This window comes from Curtobacterium sp. USHLN213 (assembly GCF_037144815.1).
GTDB lineage: Bacteria > Actinomycetota > Actinomycetes > Actinomycetales > Microbacteriaceae > Curtobacterium.
On the sequence record NZ_JBBCYQ010000012.1, the window covers coordinates 87,483 to 103,646 of the forward strand.

A 16,164-nucleotide genomic window follows, 5' to 3' on the forward strand; every position below is an offset into this window, starting at 1 on the left:
CTACGGTCTCCTCGACCCCAACACCGAGGAGAACCATGTTCCTGAACTACCTCAGGCGCGAACTCACGAACCGCAAGAAGCAGACCGTCATCATCGCGATCGGCATGGCGCTCGCCATCGCCCTCGTGGTCATCGTGTCCTCGATCGCGGGCGGCGTGAAGGCCGCGCAGGCGAGCGTGCTGCAGTCCGTCTACGGCGTCGGTACCGACATCACCGTGACGAAGACCGAGACCCCGACCGGCTCCGCCACCGGGCGTCCGAGCTTCGACTTCGGCAGCCAGGGCAGCTCCGGCAGCGGCAGTGGGTCGACCGACCTCTCGCAGTCCCGGCTCGCCGTCTCCCGCGGGTCCAGCACGCTCAGCGCGTCGGACGTGCAGACCGTCACGAGCACGAGCGGAGTGAAGGCCGCGACCGGTGTCCTGACCCTCGAGAACAGCACGTTCTCGGGCCAGGTGCAGCAGCAGTCCGACAGCAGCAGCAGCTCGAGCGACAGCAGCGGCACCGGGACCCAGCAGGGTCCGCCGAGCGGCGGCGAGGGCGGCGGCGGCTTCGGCGGCGGGTCGTTCAGCGTCGACTCGTTCACCGTCACGGGCATCCCGGTGTCCGGTGACACCGTCGGGCCACTGACGAGCACCGAGCTCACGAAGGGTCGCGCGTTCACATCGGCGGACGCGGGCAAGGACGTCGTCGTGCTCGACGCCGCCTACGCGAAGAGCGAGTCGAAGGCCGTCGGCGACACCGTGTCCATCGGCGGGAAGGACTTCTCGGTCATCGGCATCGTGTCGTCCACCGGTTCGTCGTCGACCACCGGTTCGAACACGTACATCCCGCTGGACACCGCGCAGGCACTGGCGGACCTCGACGGCAAGGTCACCTCGATCTACGTCTCGGCCTCGTCCTCGTCGGACGTCGGCACGATCAAGTCCGCGCTGCAGAAGCAGCTGACCAGCGCCACCGTGTCGACCGAGGCCGACCTCGCGTCGAGCGTCTCCGGCTCGCTGAGCACCGCCTCGAGCCTCGTCTCGAACCTCGGCACCTGGCTGTCGATCGTCGTCCTCGCGGCGGCGTTCCTCATCGCCATCCTCTTCACGATCTCCGGCGTCACCCGACGCACGCGGGAGTTCGGCACCCTCAAGGCGATCGGCTGGTCGAACGGCCGCATCACGCGCCAGGTCGCCGGCGAGTCCCTCGTGCAGGGCATCATCGGCGGCGTGATCGGTGCGGCCGCTGGTCTCATCGGCATCCTCGTCGTGAACGTCATCTCCCCGACGATCTCGGCGAGCGCCTCGTCCACGACGAACCGCGGCGGCATGGGCGGCGGTGGGATGCCCGGCGGCGCGGCGACGGCGGCGGCCGGCAGCGGCACGACCGGTGGTGCCCCCGCCGGTGGGTTCGGCGGCGGCGGTGCGAGCACGGCCTCGACGACCGACGTCGTCCTGCACGCCCCCGTCACCGTCGAGGTGATCCTGCTCGCGATCGGCCTCGCCGTGCTCGGCGGCCTCATCGCCGGCGCACTCGGCGGCTGGCGGGCGAGCCGGCTCCGTCCGGCCGAGGCCCTGCGGAGCGTGGCCTGATGCCCGGGCCGACCACCGGCGCGACCCCCGTCGTCGCCGGCCCCGACAGCACCGCATCGACACCGGAACCGACAGGAGCCCCCGTGACCAGCATCGACACCGCGCCCTCCGCTGCGGAGGCGAGCCGCGCCTCCAGGCCGATCTACGCCCTGAAGAACGTGAGCAAGACGTACAAGCAGAAGAACCGGACCGTCACCGCGCTGACGAACGTCGACCTGACCATCCCGCAGGGGCAGTTCGTCGCGATCCAGGGGCCGACCGGCGGCGGTAAGTCGACCCTGCTGCAGATGCTCGGTGCGCTCGACCGTCCGAGTGCCGGCAGCGTGCTCCTCGGTGACCAGGACGTGGCGAAGCTCGGGGACGGGGCGCTGACGAACCTGCGGGCGACCGAGATCGGGTTCGTCTTCCAGAGCTTCAACCTCATCCCGACGTTGACGGCGCTGGAGAACGTCGAGACCGCGTTCGCCGGGTCCCTCGCGAACCGGTCGCGGTCGGAGATCCGCGACCGGGCGACCGCGGCGCTCCGGGAGGTCGGCCTCGGCGAACGGCTCGACCACCTGCCCGCGGAGCTGTCCGGCGGGCAGCAGCAGCGCGTGGCCATCGCGCGGGCGCTGGTCAAGAACCCGAGCGTGCTGCTGGCGGACGAGCCGACCGGTGCGCTCGACGAGGCGACCCGTGACGAGATCATGGGGCTCATCGAGAAGCAGTGGAAGGAGCGCGGGCTCACCGTGGTCATCGTCACGCACGACTCGTGGGTGGCGAAGCGGGCCGAGCGCCGCCTGCACATCAAGCAGGGCCAGGTGCGCGAGGTGTAGGCGGGCCGGCGGCCGCCCGTGCCGAGTCTCGGCCACGCGGACACTTTCGTGGCACTCGACCCACGAAAGTGTCCGCGGCGGCGAGTCTCGCGCCCCTCAGCCGCCCACCGGGTAGTCGCAGTACGCGAACCAGCGCGAGTCCGGCGACCACGGCGGCACGTTCACGGTCCCCTGCCCGCCCTCGAGCGTGACGAGGGTCTCCGGCTGGACGGCGATCCGGGCGCCGCGCACGAGCGAGCCGGGCAGGAGCCGGAGCTCCACGCGGTGGTCAGCGGGGTGGCCCTGCACGCCGGGCTCGTACGACAGGTAGAGCAGGTGGGCACCGTCCGGCGAGACGTGCGGGAACCAGTTCACCCGGTCGTCGTTCGTGATCCGGACCGGGTCGGTCGCCCCGGGCCAGAGGGCGACGAGCTGCGCAGTGCCCGGCGTGAACCGCTCCGAGTTCCACACGAGCATCTCGCCCGCGAACGCGACGCCGTCGTCGGGGTGCTCGTCGCGGGTCAGGAACGTCGGGTCCCCGGTGGCCGGGTCGACGAGGGCGACGTCGGTGGTCCAGACGCCCTCCTCGGTGCGCTCCCCGACGATCGCCGCGAGGGTCTCGCCGTCGGGCGCGATGCCGTGCAGGTAGAACTTCCGGACGACCGGCAGCGCGGTGGTGACGTCGGTGAGGGTCGCCGCCGCTCCCCCGGCCGGCACCGGCACCCGGTACAGGTCCCCGTCGCGGGCGCTCACCACGACGGAGTTGCCCGAGGGGTCGAGCACGTGGTCGTTGTTGATCTCGGGGACGCCGGGCATCGGGACGCGCACGAGGGCGGTCTCGTCGAGCACGGCGTCGCCGTCGGCAGGGGGCCGCAGCAGCCAGAGGTCGCCGTTCCCGTTCAGCACGAGGGTGCCGTCGGGCAGCACGTTCGGCGCCTCGACGAGCACCGAGCTCGACTCGAACACGAGCCTGCTCGTCCGGCTCTCGACGTCGTACACGTGCACCCGGCTGGTCTGTCCCGGCAGCAGTTGCCGCCCGCGTGGCTCGCTCATGGTCCCATCCTGTCCGGATTCCGTCCGCCGAGTCTCGCCCCGGCGGACACCTTCGTGGCCTCGCGGACGCGAAAGCGTCCGCCCGGCCGAGTCTCGGTATCGGCGCGCACACCAGCGCACTCACGCACGGGAGGGGGGGGGGGGGGCGCCCCCCCCCCCCGCCTCCCGTCAGGCGGTCCCGCCTACTTCACCGCACCGGCCGTCAGGCCGGCCACGAACTGCCGCTGCACGATGAGGAACGCGATCACGACCGGGATCGAGACGACGAGGGACGCCGCCATGATCTGGTTCCAGTACACGTTCGTCTGCGTGGAGTACTGCTGCAGACCGACGGCCAGCGTCTGCCCGTCGCCGTTCGTCATGACCGAGGCGAAGAGCACCTCGCCCCATGCCGTCATGAACGAGTAGATGCCGACCGCGACCAGACCCGGACGCGCCGAGGGCAGGATGACCCGGAACAGGGCACCCATCGGGCCGGAGCCGTCGACCATCGCGGCCTCGTCGAGTTCACGCGGGATGGTCTCGAAGTAGCCCGCGAGCATCCAGATCGAGAACGGGAGCGTGAACGTCAGGTAGGTGATGATCAGGCCGGTCCAGCTGCCGACCAGCTGGATGCCGAGCGCGTTCCCGAGGTTCGTGAAGATGAGGAACAGCGGGAGCAGGAACAGCACGCCGGGGAACATCTGGGTGGAGAGCACCGCGGTGGTGAAGGTGCTCTTGCCCTTGAAGTTCCAGCGCGAGACACCGTAGGCGGCGAAGGTCGCGATGATCAGCGAGAACACCGTCGCGACCGTGCAGACCACGAGCGAGTTGATGAAGTACTTGCCGAGCGGGACCGTCGACCACATGTCGATGAACGGCTGGATGGTGATGTTCGTCGGGATCCACGTGAAGTCGTTCTGCACGTCACCGAGCGGCTTGATGGCCGTGGTGATCATCACGTAGAGCGGGACGACCGTGAACAGGGTCAGGACGACCAGGGTCACGACCTTGAAGGACTTGGCGCCGAATGTCTCACGCACGGACGGACCTCCGGTTGGTCACGGCGAGGTAGATGCCGGTGACGATGAGCAGGAAGATGAGGAGCAGGACGCTCATCGCGGCACCGGAGCCGAAGTTCCAGGTGATGAAGGACGCGTTGTAGATGTGGAAGCTCAGCAGGTCCGCCGCCGGGGGCTGGGCGGTCGAACCGAACAGCACGAACGGTGTGTTGAAGTCGTTGAACGTCCAGAGGAACATCACGAGCACGAGCGTCACGTTGACCGGGCGCACCATCGGCAGCGTGATCGAGCGCCACTGCCGGAAGGGCTTCGCGCCGTCGACCGAGGCGGCCTCGTACACGTCGTTCGGCACGGACTGCAGGCCGGCCATGAGCATGAGGAACGCGAACGGCCAGGTCTTCCAGATCGCCACGACGACGACCGACACGAAGGCGTTCGAGCCGATCAACCAGAACGGCCCGGTGCCGTTGAACAGGTGCAGCTGGTCCACGAGGATGTGGTTGATCGCACCCGAGTCACGCTGGAACATGAACTTCCAGGTGATGATGCCGGCGTACATCGGCAGCGCGTACGGCACGAGGAAGAGCGTGCGGAAGAGCCCGCGACCCTTGAACGGCTTCTGCAGCGCGACCGCGGCGGCCATGCCGAAGGTCCACGAGAGCCCGACCACGAGGACCGTGAAGCCGCACGTGATGAGGAACGAGTTCAGGACGCCCTTGCCGATCGCCTGGTCGAAGTCGATGACGACCGAGTAGTTGCGCAGCCCCGCGAACGGTGCAGCACCCCAGTTGGCGATGAAGTACTTGGTGAGCTGGATGAACGAGATCCAGATGCCGGTGAGCATCGGCACGATGTGGATCAGCAGCTCGAAGAGGATGGCGGGCGCGACGAGCGCGTAGGGCAGCCAGTGTCCCTTGCGCTTCCGACCGGGCGGACGGCCCGACGTGGTCGGGCCCTTCGTGTGGGTCAGGTCGATGCGCTCGGAGTCGGGCAGGACCGAGGTGGACATGAGCGGGGGCCTTTCGGCAGGAGGGGGATCGGGTGCTTCGCGCGGACCGTGGCAGCGGTCGGGAGGCGCGGCATGCGTGAGCCGATCGGCTCACCCCCGGCGTGTGGCCGGGTGCGGAACCGCAGGTCGCGGGCTCGACGTGGGCGCGGCCGTGGACCTGAGGGGTGGAGGCCCGGGGCGCGTCCTGGGGGACGCCCCCCGGGCCTCCTGGGCGGATCAACCAGCGGCCTGGGACACCTGGTCCTGGGCGGTCTGGAGCGCCGACTTGATGTCGCTGTCCGAGACGGTGGAACCGGTCGCGATCTTGGCGAACATGTCGTTCATCGCCTTGCCGACCGTGGACTCGAACTGGTCCTCGGCGGGCACCAGCGGGAGCGGCTTCGCCTTGTTGTTGTAGATGTCGAGGAACGTCTTCGTCTGCTCGTCGGTGACCGAGTCAGCAGCCGCGGCGAGCACCGGCAGCGCCGAGTACGGCTTGTCGAGCGTCGTCTGCGTGTCCGCGCTCGTCATGTACTTGACGAACTTGAGCGCGCCGTCCTTGTTCTTCGTGTTCTTGAAGATCGACAGGTTGATGCCGGCCGGGAAGGACGCGATGTCCTGACCGTCAGCGGTGGTCGGGAACGGCACGACGCCGAACTCGTCCGTCTTCATGCCCTGCGACGTGATGGTCGCGTTCGCGTTGTTCTGCGTGAGCATCATCGCGGCCTTGCCGTTCGCGAAGTCCGAGACGGCCTGGGTGCCGTTGTCGTACTGCGCGTTCGACGGGTTGACGACCTTGTCGGACTGCATCAGGTCGAGGTAGCGCTTGATGCCGTCGACGTTCGCCTTCTGCGTGAAGGTCGGCTTGCCGTCCTTGTCGAACCACTCGCCGCCGTTCTGGGCGGAGGTGATGAACGCGAAGTGCGAGTTCTCGGTGTACGAGCCACCGGCGATGGTGAAGCCGTACTTGTCACCCGAGGTGAGCTTCTTCGCGTCGGCGGTGAGGTCCTCCCACGTGGTCGGCGCTTCGATGCCGGCGTCCGAGAACATCTTCTTGTTGTAGTACAGGCCGTAGGCGAGGCCGTAGAGCGGGACGCTCGTGACGGTCTTGCCGGGCGCGCCACCGGTCGAGAGCGCGACCTTGCCGAACTTGTCGGACCCGCCGATCGCCTTCATCTCCGAGTCACCGAACTCCTGGAAGGCGCCGGTGGCCTGGAGCGAGGTCGCCCAGGTGTTGCCGATGTTGACGACGTCCGGGCCCTGGCCCGAGGTGACGGCGGTCTGGATCTTGTTCTGCAGGTCGTTCCAGCCGATGACCTGGAGGTCGACCTTGATCCCGGTCTCCTTGGTGAACTTCTTGAGGACGGGGGTCAGCACCTCCTTGTCGTTCTGGAGCGACGTGCCCTGGTTGGACGCCCAGTAGGTGAGCGTCTTGGAGTCGCCGGACGAACCGGAGCCTCCGGAGGAGCAGGCTGCGAGGCCGGTCACGGTGAGTGCCGCGGCCGCGGTGATGGCCAGTGCGCGGATGGCAGTGCGCATGACTCTCTACTTTCTCGTCGTTGAGATGGTGCAGGGGGTGGTACTGGTCGTGCTGTCGGGTGCTGCTGTGTGTGCGGTGCCGCTCTGGCCGGTCAGGCCAGGGTCGACGCCGCGGGGTCCCAGCCCTCGGGGAGGGTCGGGGAGGGTGCGACGGTGCTCTCCACGAGCACCGCCTCACCACGTTCGGCTGCCTCGGCGATGGAGACCATCACGTCGAGGACGTGGAAGGCGAGGGCACCGGGGACCCGGTTCTCCTCTCCTGCACGGAGCGAGCGGGCCAGGTCGACCACGCCGGTGCCGCGCGAGTAGGTGGACCCCACGGCGGGGATCGTCTCGGGTTCCTCGGAACCGAGTGCGTACAGCTCGGTGTCGCCGTCGAAGTTGTTCGGGTCGGGGAACACGACCGTGCCGGTCTCGCCCGCGATCTCGACGAAGCCGGTGCGGCCGCGGTCGGACTCGAACGAGAAGACGCTCTGCGCGCTGCCGCCGTTCTCGAACTCGATGAGGGCCGAGTGGTTCGTCGGGACCTCGACCGGGAACTCGGTGCCCGCCTTCGGGCCGGAGCCGATGGTGCGGGTCGCGCGGGACTTCGACGCGGTCGCGGTGACCTTCTTCACGGGGCCGAACGCCTGCACGAGGGTCGTGATGTAGTACGGGCCGATGTCGAACAGCGGGCCGGCGCCGTACGCGAAGAGGAACTCGGGGCTCGGGTGCCACGACTCCGGGCCGGGGCTCTGGAAGAGCGTCAGGCCGTTGAGCGGGGTGCCGATGCGACCGTCGCGGATGGTGCGCAGCGCGGTCTGGAGCCCGGCACCGAGGAACGTGTCCGGGGCGACGCTGACGGTCTTGCCGGCGGCACGGGCGGCGTCGCGCAGCTCGGCGGCGCTCGCACGGTCGAGGGCGTAGGGCTTCTCGCCCCAGACGTGCTTGCCGGCGGCGAGGGCCTGCAGGGCGACCTCGACGTGGGCGGCCGGGATCGTCAGGTTGACGACGATCTCGATGTCGTCGTTCGCGAGGAGCTCCTCCACCGTGCCGGATCCGGCGACGCCCCACTTCTCCGCCTGGGCCGCCGCGCGGGGCAGGTCGATGTCGGCGATGAAGTGCACCGTCACGTCGGGGAAGACCGTGAGGTTCGAGAGGTACTGGTCCGAGATGACCCCGGCGCCGATGACGCCGACGCCGACCGGGCCGGTGCGGGTGGTCTCGGTGGCGTCGACCTGCGTGTCGGTCGCGGTGGTGGTGTCGGTCATGCGCGGGCCCCCTCGAGGAACGTGTAGGAGTCGGTGACGGCCTGGAAGACGTCGCCCTCGTGGTCGTCGAGCTCGACGACGTGCAGCGCGTCCGGCGCCGCGGCGATGATCTCGCGGATCGGCATGACACCGTTGCCCACGGCGACCTGCTTCTTGTCGTCGTGCGAACCGTCGCCGTCCTTGACGTGCAGGAACTGGACCTTGTCGCCGTACTTGCCGATGATCGCCACCGGGTCGTCGCCGCCGACCTTCACCCAGTAGGTGTCGAGTTCGAGCACGACGTCGTCGGAGAGCGCGTCGGCGAAGACCTCGTAGGCGGAGACGCCGTCGATGCGGTTCGAGAACTCGAACGCGTGGTTGTGGTAGCCGAGAGTGAGACCGTGGTCCGCGGCACGGGGAGCGAGGGCGCTCAGCTCGCGGGCGATGGCCTCGACGTCCTCGCGGGTGGTCCAGCGGGCCTCGTCGATGTGCGGGTCGATCAGGGTCGTGAGGCCGACGGTGACGCTCGCGTGGAAGATCTGCTCGAGGTCCTGCTCGCCGGCGTCGAGGAGCCGGGCGTGGCCGCTCGGGCTCTGCAGTCCGGCCGCGGCGAGGGCGTCGCGCAGCGCCTCGGCGCGGTCGACGAATCCGAAGGCCTCGACGTTCGTGTAGCCGATGTCGGCGATGCGCTGCAGCGTGCCGGGCAGATCGGCAGCGAGGGCGTCGCGGACTGTGTAGAGCTGGACCGAGAGCGGTTGGGTCACCAGGGGTTCTCCTCGTCGAGATGGTGTGGTCGACGTCGACCGAGCGTCACACTATGACCACTTTTGTCGGCGGTCAAGCAGAAGTTCGTGGTTCTTCGACGAACTTCGTTGCGTGGCGCGTTCGATGTGTGCTTCACTCCCCCACATGGTCGACTTGAACCGGACGGCAGCGTCGCCTCCGGTCGGGACGAGCGAGCTCTTCCAGATCCTCCGCGACGGCGTGCCGCGGACCCGGGCCGAGCTCGCCAGCCTGACGGGACTCGCGCGCTCCACGATCGGCGTGCGCCTCGATGCCCTCATCGAGGTCGGGCTCGTCGGACCCGTGGACACCGCGGCGTCCACGGGCGGACGCCCGCCTGCGCAGGTGGCGCTCATGCCCCGCGCACGCCTGGTCATCGCCGCCGACCTCGGGGCCTCGCACGGCCGCGTCGCCGTCACCGACCTCGTCGCCGAGCCGCTCGCCACCCGCGAGGCACGCATCGACATCGCTGCCGGCCCGGTCCCCACCCTGACGTGGCTCGTCGAGACGATCGACGCGCTCCTCGACGAGGTCGGCCGCGCCCGGGACGACGTCATCGCGATCGGCATCGGCGTCCCGGGGCCGGTCGAGTTCTCCACCGGACGCCCCGCGAACCCGCCGATCATGCCGGGCTGGGACGGCTTCGACGTGCCGGGATGGCTGCGCGCGCACATCGCCGCCCACGTCCTGCTCGACAACGACGTGAACATCGCGGCCCTCGGGGAGCGCGAGCACGGCTGGCCGGGCGTCGACCACCTGCTCTTCGTCAAGGTCGCCACCGGCATCGGCTCCGGGATCGTCTCGGACGGCGAGCTCCAGCGCGGCGCGCAGGGCACCGCGGGTGACATCGGTCACGTCCGGGTCTCGAGCGCCGGCGACGTGCCGTGCCACTGCGGGAACACCGGGTGCCTCGAGGCCGTCGCCTCCGGTCCGGCCATCGCCCGACGACTCCGCGCGAAGGGGCACGACGTGCACTCCAGCGCGGACGTCCTCGAACTCGTCAACCGCTCGGACCTCGACGCCATTCAGGCGGTGCGCCAGGCCGGACGTGACATCGGCGAGGTCCTCGCCACCTGCGTCTCGCTCATGAACCCGTCGGTCATCGCGCTCGGCGGATCGATCACGCAGGCCGGGGAGCACCTCCTCGCCGGGGTCCGCGAGGTCGTCTACTCCCGCTCCATGCCCCTCGCCACGGAGCACCTGGTGATCGCGCAGTCGCGGGCCGGGTCGCTCGCGGCGCTCCAGGGGGCGGCGGCGCTCGCCATCGGGTACGCGCTCTCCCCCGCGGGGGTCGACGAGCTGGTGACGTTCGCCGAGGGGCGCCAGCTGGTCTCCTGACCGGTGCGTCGCGTCCGTGGGTCCGCCGGTGCGTCGCGTCCGTGCGTCCGCCGGTTCGTCGCGTCCGTGCGTCCGCCGGTGCGTCGGTTTCGTCTCGTCGGTGCGTGGGGAGAGAATCGACGGGTGACGATCGTGCAGCCCACCCTGTGGGGCGACCTGGACCCCGGCCTGGAGGCGCAACCCGCCCCCGGCACGCCGGCGTCGGTCGCATCCGTGGCCGGCTCCACGGCATCGGGCCCCGTCGTTCACGACGCGTTCACCGCGCTCCGGGGGCACACCGAGCGCATCGTCGCGCACTCGTCCGACCGCGTCGCGTGGCTCCGCGCCCGCGCCATGGGCATCACCGCCACCGACGTCGCCCGGCTCGCCTCCCTGCGCGCCGTCGACGCGGTCGTCACCGACAAGCGGTACGGCTCGCGGTTCTCCGGCAACTCGTACACGGAGCACGGCAAGGAACGCGAACCGGTCATCGCCGCCTGGGTCGCCGCGACGCACGGCATCCAGCCGTCCGCGCACCTGTTCCACGCCGCCACCAACCGCGCCCACCTCGCGACCCCGGACGGCGTCGGCGTCGACGGTTCGTCACGGGTCGTCCTCGCCGAGATCAAGACCACCGGCAAGGGCTGGCGGAGCATCCCCCGGCACTACCTCCGCCAGATCTGGTGGCAGCAGTACGTGCTCGGTGCCGACCGCACCCTGTTCGTCTGGGAACGCCACGACGGCTTCGTGCCGGTCGCCGACGAGCCCGAGTGCCGGTGGGTCGACCGCGACGACGACCAGATCCGCGGGCTGATCCAGCTCGCCGACCTCGTGCTCGACCGGCTGCGCGACTTCCGGAGCTAGACCTTCACGATCCGCAGGCGACTCATCCCGATGACGAGCACGCCGAGCAGGACGATCGACACCGCCACCCCGAGGCAGTACAGCGCCACGACGCCGTAGCCCAGGTCGGGGTTCAGGAACGGGTACGGCACCCATCCGTCCGTCGCGCCGCGGACCAGCACCACGATCGTCCAGACGGCCGGGTAGATCAGGAACCACCACACGTGGCGGAGCAGGAGCTTCGACCGGTCGGAGAACAGCAGCCAGTCCAGCACCGCGTACGCGGGGAGGACCTTGTGCAGGATGTCGTTCGACCACTGCACGTTCGCCGACACGTCGACCCCGGTGAGCAGGGTGTTGTAGACGATCCCGGTCGTCGCGATGTACACCGTCGCCGCGCCGCGGAACAGACTCACGCGCAGGTCCCCGCGCTTCCGGCGGGCCGCCGCGACGAGGGTCACGGCGAATGCCAACGCGATGATGATGTTCGACTGGATCGTGAAGTAGCCAAAGAAGTTCCACGGGTTGTAGCTCGGGAGCTTCGAGCTGACCAGCCACTGCCCGACGATGGCGGCCACGACAGCGATGACCGCGAGCAGCCGGAGCGAGTTCACGAGGGTGCGCACCAGGCCACGCTACCGGCACACCGCGCCGGGTACGCGAAAGGACCCGCACCGGGAGCGGTGCGGGTCCTTCACTGGGTCAGATGACTCAGATGCTGTTGACGTCGAGCGGGATGCCCGGGCCGAAGGTCGTCGAGACGGCGCCCTTCATGATGTAGCGGCCCTTCGAGGCGCTCGGCTTGAGGCGGTTGATCTCCTCGAGCGCGGTCGAGATGTTCTCGTCGAGCTGCTCCGGCGTGAACGAGGCCTTGCCGACGACGAAGTGCACGTTGGCGTGCTTGTCGACGCGGAACTCGATCTTGCCGCCCTTGATGTCGTTGACGGCCTGCGCCACGTTCGGGGTCACGGTGCCGGTCTTCGGGTTCGGCATGAGGCCACGCGGGCCGAGCACCTTACCGAGACGACCGACCTTGCCCATGAGCTCCGGCGTCGCGACGGCGGAGTCGAAGGCGGTGTAGCCCTCGGCGACCTTCGCGATGAGCTCGTCGCCACCGACCTCGTCGGCGCCGGCGGCGATGGCGGCCTCGGCCGCTGCGCCGACCGCGAAGACGATGACGCGGGCGGTCTTGCCCGTGCCGTGCGGCAGGATGACCGTGCCGCGGACCATCTGGTCCGCCTTGCGCGGGTCGACGCCGAGCTTCAGGGCGACCTCGACGGTGGAGTCGGTCTTGGTGGAACCGGTCTCCTTCGCGAGGGCGACTGCCTCGGTGGGGGTGTAGAACTTGTCGGCCTCGATCTTCGCGGCCGCGGCCTGGTAGGCCTTGGACTTCTTCGCCATGGTGTTCTCCTTGGGAGCTACGTGGTTGACGAGCCGGCGCGGCTCTCCCACGGAAGGGTGTTCGGTTGTGTGCCTGAGCAGGTGGGGCTTACGCCTCGACCGTGATGCCCATCGAGCGAGCGGTGCCGGCGATGATCTTCGCGGCCTGCTCGATGTCGTTGGCGTTCAAGTCGGCCTGCTTGGTCTCGGCGATCTGACGGACCTGGTCCATCGAGATCTTCGCGACCTTGACCGTGTGCGGGGTGGCGGAACCCTTCTGCACACCCGCGGCCTTCTTGATCAGCTCTGCCGCCGGCGGGGTCTTGAGGACGAACGTGAACGAACGGTCCTCGTAGACGGTGATCTCGACCGGCACGACGTTGCCACGCTGCGACTCGGTCGCCGCGTTGTACGCCTTGCAGAACTCCATGATGTTGACGCCGTGCTGACCGAGCGCCGGACCGATCGGCGGGGCCGGGTTGGCGGCGCCCGCGTTGATCTGCAGCTTGATCAGGCCCGTGACCTTCTTCTTCGGTGCCATGACTTGTCTTCCTCCTGGAATCGAACGCACGGGGATCCGTGCACTCTCCCGCTGGCCCGGCCGTTCCGGACCGCGGTGAAGCCCCGCACGCACGAAGCGTGCGGGGCCAAACTCGTTGAGTCTACCCGATGATCGGGTTGGACTACAGCTTGGTGACCTGGTCGAAGCTGAGCTCGACCGGGGTCTCGCGCTCGAACAGCGAGACGAGGACCGTGAGCTTGCCGCTCTCCGGCTTGATCTCGGAGATCGACCCCGGGAGACCCGCGAACGAGCCTTCCTTGATGGTGATCGTCTCGCCGATCTCGAAGTCGACCTCGGCCGCCGGCTGGGACTGTGCGCCGCCGGAGCCCTTCGCGCCGCCCTTGGTCGGAGCGGCCTCGGCCACCTGGACCAGGGACTTCAGCATGCCGAACGCCTCGTCGAAGCGGAGCGGCGTCGGATTGTGGGCGTTGCCGACGAAGCCGGTGACACCCGGGGTGTGCCGGACGACGGACCACGAGTCCTCGTTGAGGTCCATGCGGACGAGCACGTACGAGGGGATCCGGACGCGGGTGACCAGCTTGCGCTGCCCGTTCTTGATCTCGACGACGTCCTCCATCGGGACCTCGACCTGGTAGATGTAGTCCTCCATCGACATCGAGACCATGCGGTTCTCGATGTTCGACTTCACGCGGCGCTCGAAGCCCGCGTAGGAGTGGATGACGTACCACTTGCCCGGCTTCATCCGCAGCTCGGCCTTGAAGGCCTCGTACGGGTCGACCTCGGCCTCTTCTTCGTCTTCTTCAGCGTCGAGGGCCTCGTCGGCGGCGATGGTCGCGTTGGCCTCGGCCGCGGTCTCCGCTTCCAGCTCGACCTCTTCTTCGTCCTCGACTGCCTCGACGGCGGCCTCGGCCTCGTCGGCGGTGTCGATCTCGAGCGCGTCGTCCACGACGGCGTCGGCCTCGGGGTCGCGCGACTCGGCCAGCGCGGTGAGCGCCTCGTCGATGCCGGCGTCGACGGTGCCGTCGTCGGGCTCGTCGCTCAGGCCGAGAGACTCGTCGTTCTCGTCCTCGATCTCGATGGCTCGCTCTTCGGCGGACTCGGCCGAACGCTCCTCGCCGGTCTCGACGTCGCCTTCCTGGTTCTCCTCGACTTCGGAGGACTGCTCGGCAGCCGTGGCGAGGTCGATGTCGTCGCGGGAGTTGTCAGACACTGTCGAATCTTTCCGTTCGGTGATGCGGATCGGGTTGGCGGGCGGATCGGTTCACGACCGGCGCCGTCTCGGGCGACCGTACTCCTGTCCGCGAGCGGTCAGGACAGCCGGCGTCCGGCTCAGGCCGTCGGCCCGTTGCCGAACACGTACCCGACGCCGAGTCCGAACACGAAGTCGAGGACCGACACCAGGATCATCATCACGACGACGAAGACCAGGACGACGCCCGTGTAGCTGAAGAGCTCCTTGCGGGTCGGCGTGACCACCTTGCGGAGCTCGCCGAGGACCTGACGGATGAAGAGCACGATGGCAGCGAACGGACCACGGCGCTCGGCCCGGTCCTGCTTCGCCTTGGCGACGACGTCATCCGCCGTCGTCTCCATGTCTTTGCTCGCCAACTTCTACCCTTCCAGATGTGCAGGGCGGACAGGACTCGAACCTGCAACCTGCGGTTTTGGAGACCGCTGCTCTACCAATTGAGCCACCGCCCTTCGGACACGGTTCGTCACCGATCCGTGTTCCGGTGGTCGAGTGTACGGGAGTCCGTCACACGGTGTCCACTTGACGGATGCTCCGGCGTGCCGCGCCGGTAGGCTGGGCCCCGTGAGCACCGAAGCCCCAGGCCCCGAGTCCACCGCCCACCCCGCTGCCGCGACCACCGATCGGCCGCGCATCGCGTCCCGCATCGCCGCGATCGCCGAGTCCGCGACGCTCAAGGTCGATGCGAAGGCCAAGGCGCTCAAGGCCGCCGGTCGCCCGGTCATCTCGTTCGCCGCGGGCGAGCCGGACTTCGCCACGCCGCAGCACGTCGTCGACGCCGCCGTGCAGGCAGCGCAGGACCCGAAGAACCACCGGTACACGCCCGCGACCGGCCTGACCGAGCTCAAGCAGGCGATCGCCGAGAAGACCGCCCGCGAGTCCGGCATCACCGTCGACCCCGCCCAGGTGATCGTCACGAACGGCGGCAAGCAGGCCGTCTACCAGGCGTTCCAGACGATCGTGGACGACGGCGACGAGGTCCTCCTGCCGGCGCCGTACTGGACCACCTACCCCGAGGCCATCCGGCTCGCCGGGGGCGTCCCCGTCGAGGTCTTCGCCGGCAGCGACCAGGACTACCTCGTCACGGTCGACCAGCTCGAGGCAGCCCGCACCCCGAAGACCAAGGCGCTGCTGTTCTGCTCGCCGTCGAACCCGACCGGCTCGGTCTACACCGCCGAGCAGACGAAGGCCATCGGCGAGTGGGCGCTCGAGCACGGCATCTGGGTCATCAGCGACGAGATCTACCAGGACCTCGTGTACGACGGTGTGCGGTTCACCGGCATCCTCGAGGCGGTCCCGGCCCTCGCCGACACGACGATCCTCGTCAACGGCGTCGCGAAGACGTACGCGATGACCGGGTGGCGTGTCGGGTGGTTCATCGGCCCGTCCGACGCGGTCAAGGCGGCGTCGAATCTGCAGTCACACCTGTCGAGCAACGTGTCGAACGTGTCGCAGCGCGCCGCGATCGCCGCGCTGACCGGCCCGCAGGAGCCCGTCACGGCCATGCGCGAGGCCTTCGACCGCCGTCGTCAGGCGATCGTCGCGGGTCTGAACGCGATCCCGGGCTTCGTCACGCCGACCCCGCATGGAGCCTTCTACGTCTACCCCGACGTCACGGCGCTCCTCGGCCGCGAGTGGGCCGGCTCGACTCCGACCACGACGCTCGAACTCGCCGACCTCATCCTCGAGCACGCCGAGGTCGCGGTCGTCCCTGGTGAGGCGTTCGGCCCCTCCGGCTACCTCCGCCTGTCGTACGCGCTCGGTGACGACGACATCGCCGAGGGCGTCGCGCGGCTCGCGAAGTTCTTCGCGTAGTCACCCGTCGTTGCAGAACGGCCCACCTCGTCGAGGTGGGCCGTTCCGCGTCGCGGGCCAGGAGGCGCGGCTCGGC

General features: G+C 69.2%; 16 protein-coding genes and 1 tRNA gene. 5 read left to right on the forward strand and 12 right to left on the reverse strand.

The window, feature by feature from the left end; translation table 11 throughout:
• Positions 1-35 precede the first annotated feature (35 nt).
• Both WFH25_RS15825 and WFH25_RS15830 read left to right on the forward strand, forming a co-directional pair.
• Positions 36-1,574 (forward strand): ABC transporter permease, encoded by a 1,539-nt coding sequence (locus WFH25_RS15825; protein ID WP_336698523.1) that lies wholly within the window; start codon positions 36-38, stop codon positions 1,572-1,574.
• 83 nt (positions 1,575-1,657) lie between these two features.
• Positions 1,658-2,389 carry an ABC transporter ATP-binding protein gene (locus tag WFH25_RS15830; RefSeq protein WP_336698525.1) on the forward strand — a complete coding sequence of 244 codons (732 nt, stop codon included), beginning with the start codon at positions 1,658-1,660 and terminating at the stop codon, positions 2,387-2,389.
• A gap of 96 nt (positions 2,390-2,485) precedes the next feature.
• On the opposite strand, the gene WFH25_RS15835 is transcribed toward WFH25_RS15830, so the two are convergent.
• The 6 genes from WFH25_RS15835 to WFH25_RS15860 form a co-directional block, all read right to left on the reverse strand.
• Entirely contained in the window at positions 2,486-3,421 is a 936-nt protein-coding gene (locus tag WFH25_RS15835) for a biopolymer transporter Tol (RefSeq protein WP_336698526.1), read from the reverse strand.
• 182 nt (positions 3,422-3,603) lie between these two features.
• Positions 3,604-4,443, reverse strand: a complete 840-nt coding sequence (locus tag WFH25_RS15840) for a carbohydrate ABC transporter permease (protein ID WP_070418381.1) — start codon at positions 4,441-4,443, stop codon at positions 3,604-3,606.
• The gene (locus WFH25_RS15845) at positions 4,436-5,431 is read right to left on the reverse strand and encodes a carbohydrate ABC transporter permease (RefSeq protein WP_092386365.1); all 996 of its coding nucleotides are present in this window, start codon (positions 5,429-5,431) and stop codon (positions 4,436-4,438) included. Before WFH25_RS15845 ends, WFH25_RS15840 begins: the two co-directional genes overlap by 8 nt.
• 216 nt (positions 5,432-5,647) lie before the next feature.
• Positions 5,648-6,949, reverse strand: coding sequence for an ABC transporter substrate-binding protein (locus WFH25_RS15850; protein WP_070418380.1), 1,302 nt, complete (start codon positions 6,947-6,949; stop codon positions 5,648-5,650).
• A 92-nt stretch (positions 6,950-7,041) separates the two neighbouring features.
• Entirely contained in the window at positions 7,042-8,199 is a 1,158-nt protein-coding gene (locus WFH25_RS15855) for a Gfo/Idh/MocA family protein (RefSeq protein WP_070418379.1), read from the reverse strand.
• Complete coding sequence (locus WFH25_RS15860) at positions 8,196-8,942, reverse strand: sugar phosphate isomerase/epimerase family protein (RefSeq protein WP_092386363.1); 747 nt, start codon at positions 8,940-8,942, stop codon at positions 8,196-8,198. The genes WFH25_RS15855 and WFH25_RS15860 overlap by 4 nt, the downstream gene beginning before the upstream one ends.
• Before the next feature lie 145 nt (positions 8,943-9,087).
• Here WFH25_RS15860 and WFH25_RS15865 point away from each other — a divergent pair, with 145 nt between their 5' ends.
• Together WFH25_RS15865 and WFH25_RS15870 are read left to right on the forward strand one after the other, a co-directional pair.
• Positions 9,088-10,299, forward strand: a complete 1,212-nt coding sequence (locus WFH25_RS15865; protein ID WP_071302604.1) for an ROK family transcriptional regulator — start codon at positions 9,088-9,090, stop codon at positions 10,297-10,299.
• A gap of 123 nt (positions 10,300-10,422) precedes the next feature.
• Complete coding sequence (locus tag WFH25_RS15870; RefSeq protein WP_336698527.1) at positions 10,423-11,142, forward strand: YqaJ viral recombinase family protein; 720 nt, start codon at positions 10,423-10,425, stop codon at positions 11,140-11,142.
• Here the strand turns inward: WFH25_RS15870 and WFH25_RS15875 are convergent.
• From WFH25_RS15875 to WFH25_RS15900, 6 genes are all read right to left on the reverse strand, one after another.
• Positions 11,139-11,747: a Pr6Pr family membrane protein gene (locus WFH25_RS15875; RefSeq protein WP_156794870.1), complete on the reverse strand. Its 609-nt coding sequence runs from the start codon at positions 11,745-11,747 to the stop codon at positions 11,139-11,141. The genes WFH25_RS15870 and WFH25_RS15875 overlap by 4 nt on opposite strands.
• Before the next feature lie 85 nt (positions 11,748-11,832).
• Entirely contained in the window at positions 11,833-12,522 is a 690-nt protein-coding gene (rplA, locus tag WFH25_RS15880) for a 50S ribosomal protein L1 (protein ID WP_070418374.1), read from the reverse strand.
• Between the two features lie 88 nt (positions 12,523-12,610).
• Positions 12,611-13,042, reverse strand: coding sequence for a 50S ribosomal protein L11 (gene rplK / locus WFH25_RS15885; protein WP_022906459.1), 432 nt, complete (start codon positions 13,040-13,042; stop codon positions 12,611-12,613).
• Between the two features lie 142 nt (positions 13,043-13,184).
• Positions 13,185-14,234 carry a transcription termination/antitermination protein NusG gene (gene nusG / locus WFH25_RS15890; protein WP_336698529.1) on the reverse strand — a complete coding sequence of 350 codons (1,050 nt, stop codon included), beginning with the start codon at positions 14,232-14,234 and terminating at the stop codon, positions 13,185-13,187.
• A 119-nt stretch (positions 14,235-14,353) separates the two neighbouring features.
• Positions 14,354-14,617, reverse strand: coding sequence for a preprotein translocase subunit SecE (gene secE, locus WFH25_RS15895; protein WP_370871658.1), 264 nt, complete (start codon positions 14,615-14,617; stop codon positions 14,354-14,356).
• A 35-nt stretch (positions 14,618-14,652) separates the two neighbouring features.
• Positions 14,653-14,725: transfer RNA gene (locus WFH25_RS15900), tRNA-Trp, on the reverse strand.
• Between the two features lie 181 nt (positions 14,726-14,906).
• On the opposite strand from WFH25_RS15900, the gene WFH25_RS15905 reads away from it, so the two are divergent.
• Complete coding sequence (locus tag WFH25_RS15905; protein ID WP_336698550.1) at positions 14,907-16,088, forward strand: pyridoxal phosphate-dependent aminotransferase; 1,182 nt, start codon at positions 14,907-14,909, stop codon at positions 16,086-16,088.
• Positions 16,089-16,164 lie beyond the last annotated feature (76 nt).

Coding starts and splice junctions, on each gene's coding strand:
- WFH25_RS15825 (WP_336698523.1), top strand. CDS start 36: ATGTTCCTGAACTACCTCAGGCGCGAACTCACGAACCGCAAGAAGCAG.
- WFH25_RS15835 (WP_336698526.1), bottom strand. CDS start 3,421: ATGAGCGAGCCACGCGGGCGGCAACTGCTGCCGGGACAGACCAGCCGG.
- rplK (WP_022906459.1), bottom strand. CDS start 13,042: ATGGCACCGAAGAAGAAGGTCACGGGCCTGATCAAGCTGCAGATCAAC.
- WFH25_RS15845 (WP_092386365.1), bottom strand. CDS start 5,431: ATGTCCACCTCGGTCCTGCCCGACTCCGAGCGCATCGACCTGACCCAC.
- rplA (WP_070418374.1), bottom strand. CDS start 12,522: ATGGCGAAGAAGTCCAAGGCCTACCAGGCCGCGGCCGCGAAGATCGAG.
- secE (WP_370871658.1), bottom strand. CDS start 14,617: ATGGAGACGACGGCGGATGACGTCGTCGCCAAGGCGAAGCAGGACCGG.
- WFH25_RS15865 (WP_071302604.1), top strand. CDS start 9,088: ATGGTCGACTTGAACCGGACGGCAGCGTCGCCTCCGGTCGGGACGAGC.
- WFH25_RS15850 (WP_070418380.1), bottom strand. CDS start 6,949: ATGCGCACTGCCATCCGCGCACTGGCCATCACCGCGGCCGCGGCACTC.
- WFH25_RS15855 (WP_070418379.1), bottom strand. CDS start 8,199: ATGACCGACACCACCACCGCGACCGACACGCAGGTCGACGCCACCGAG.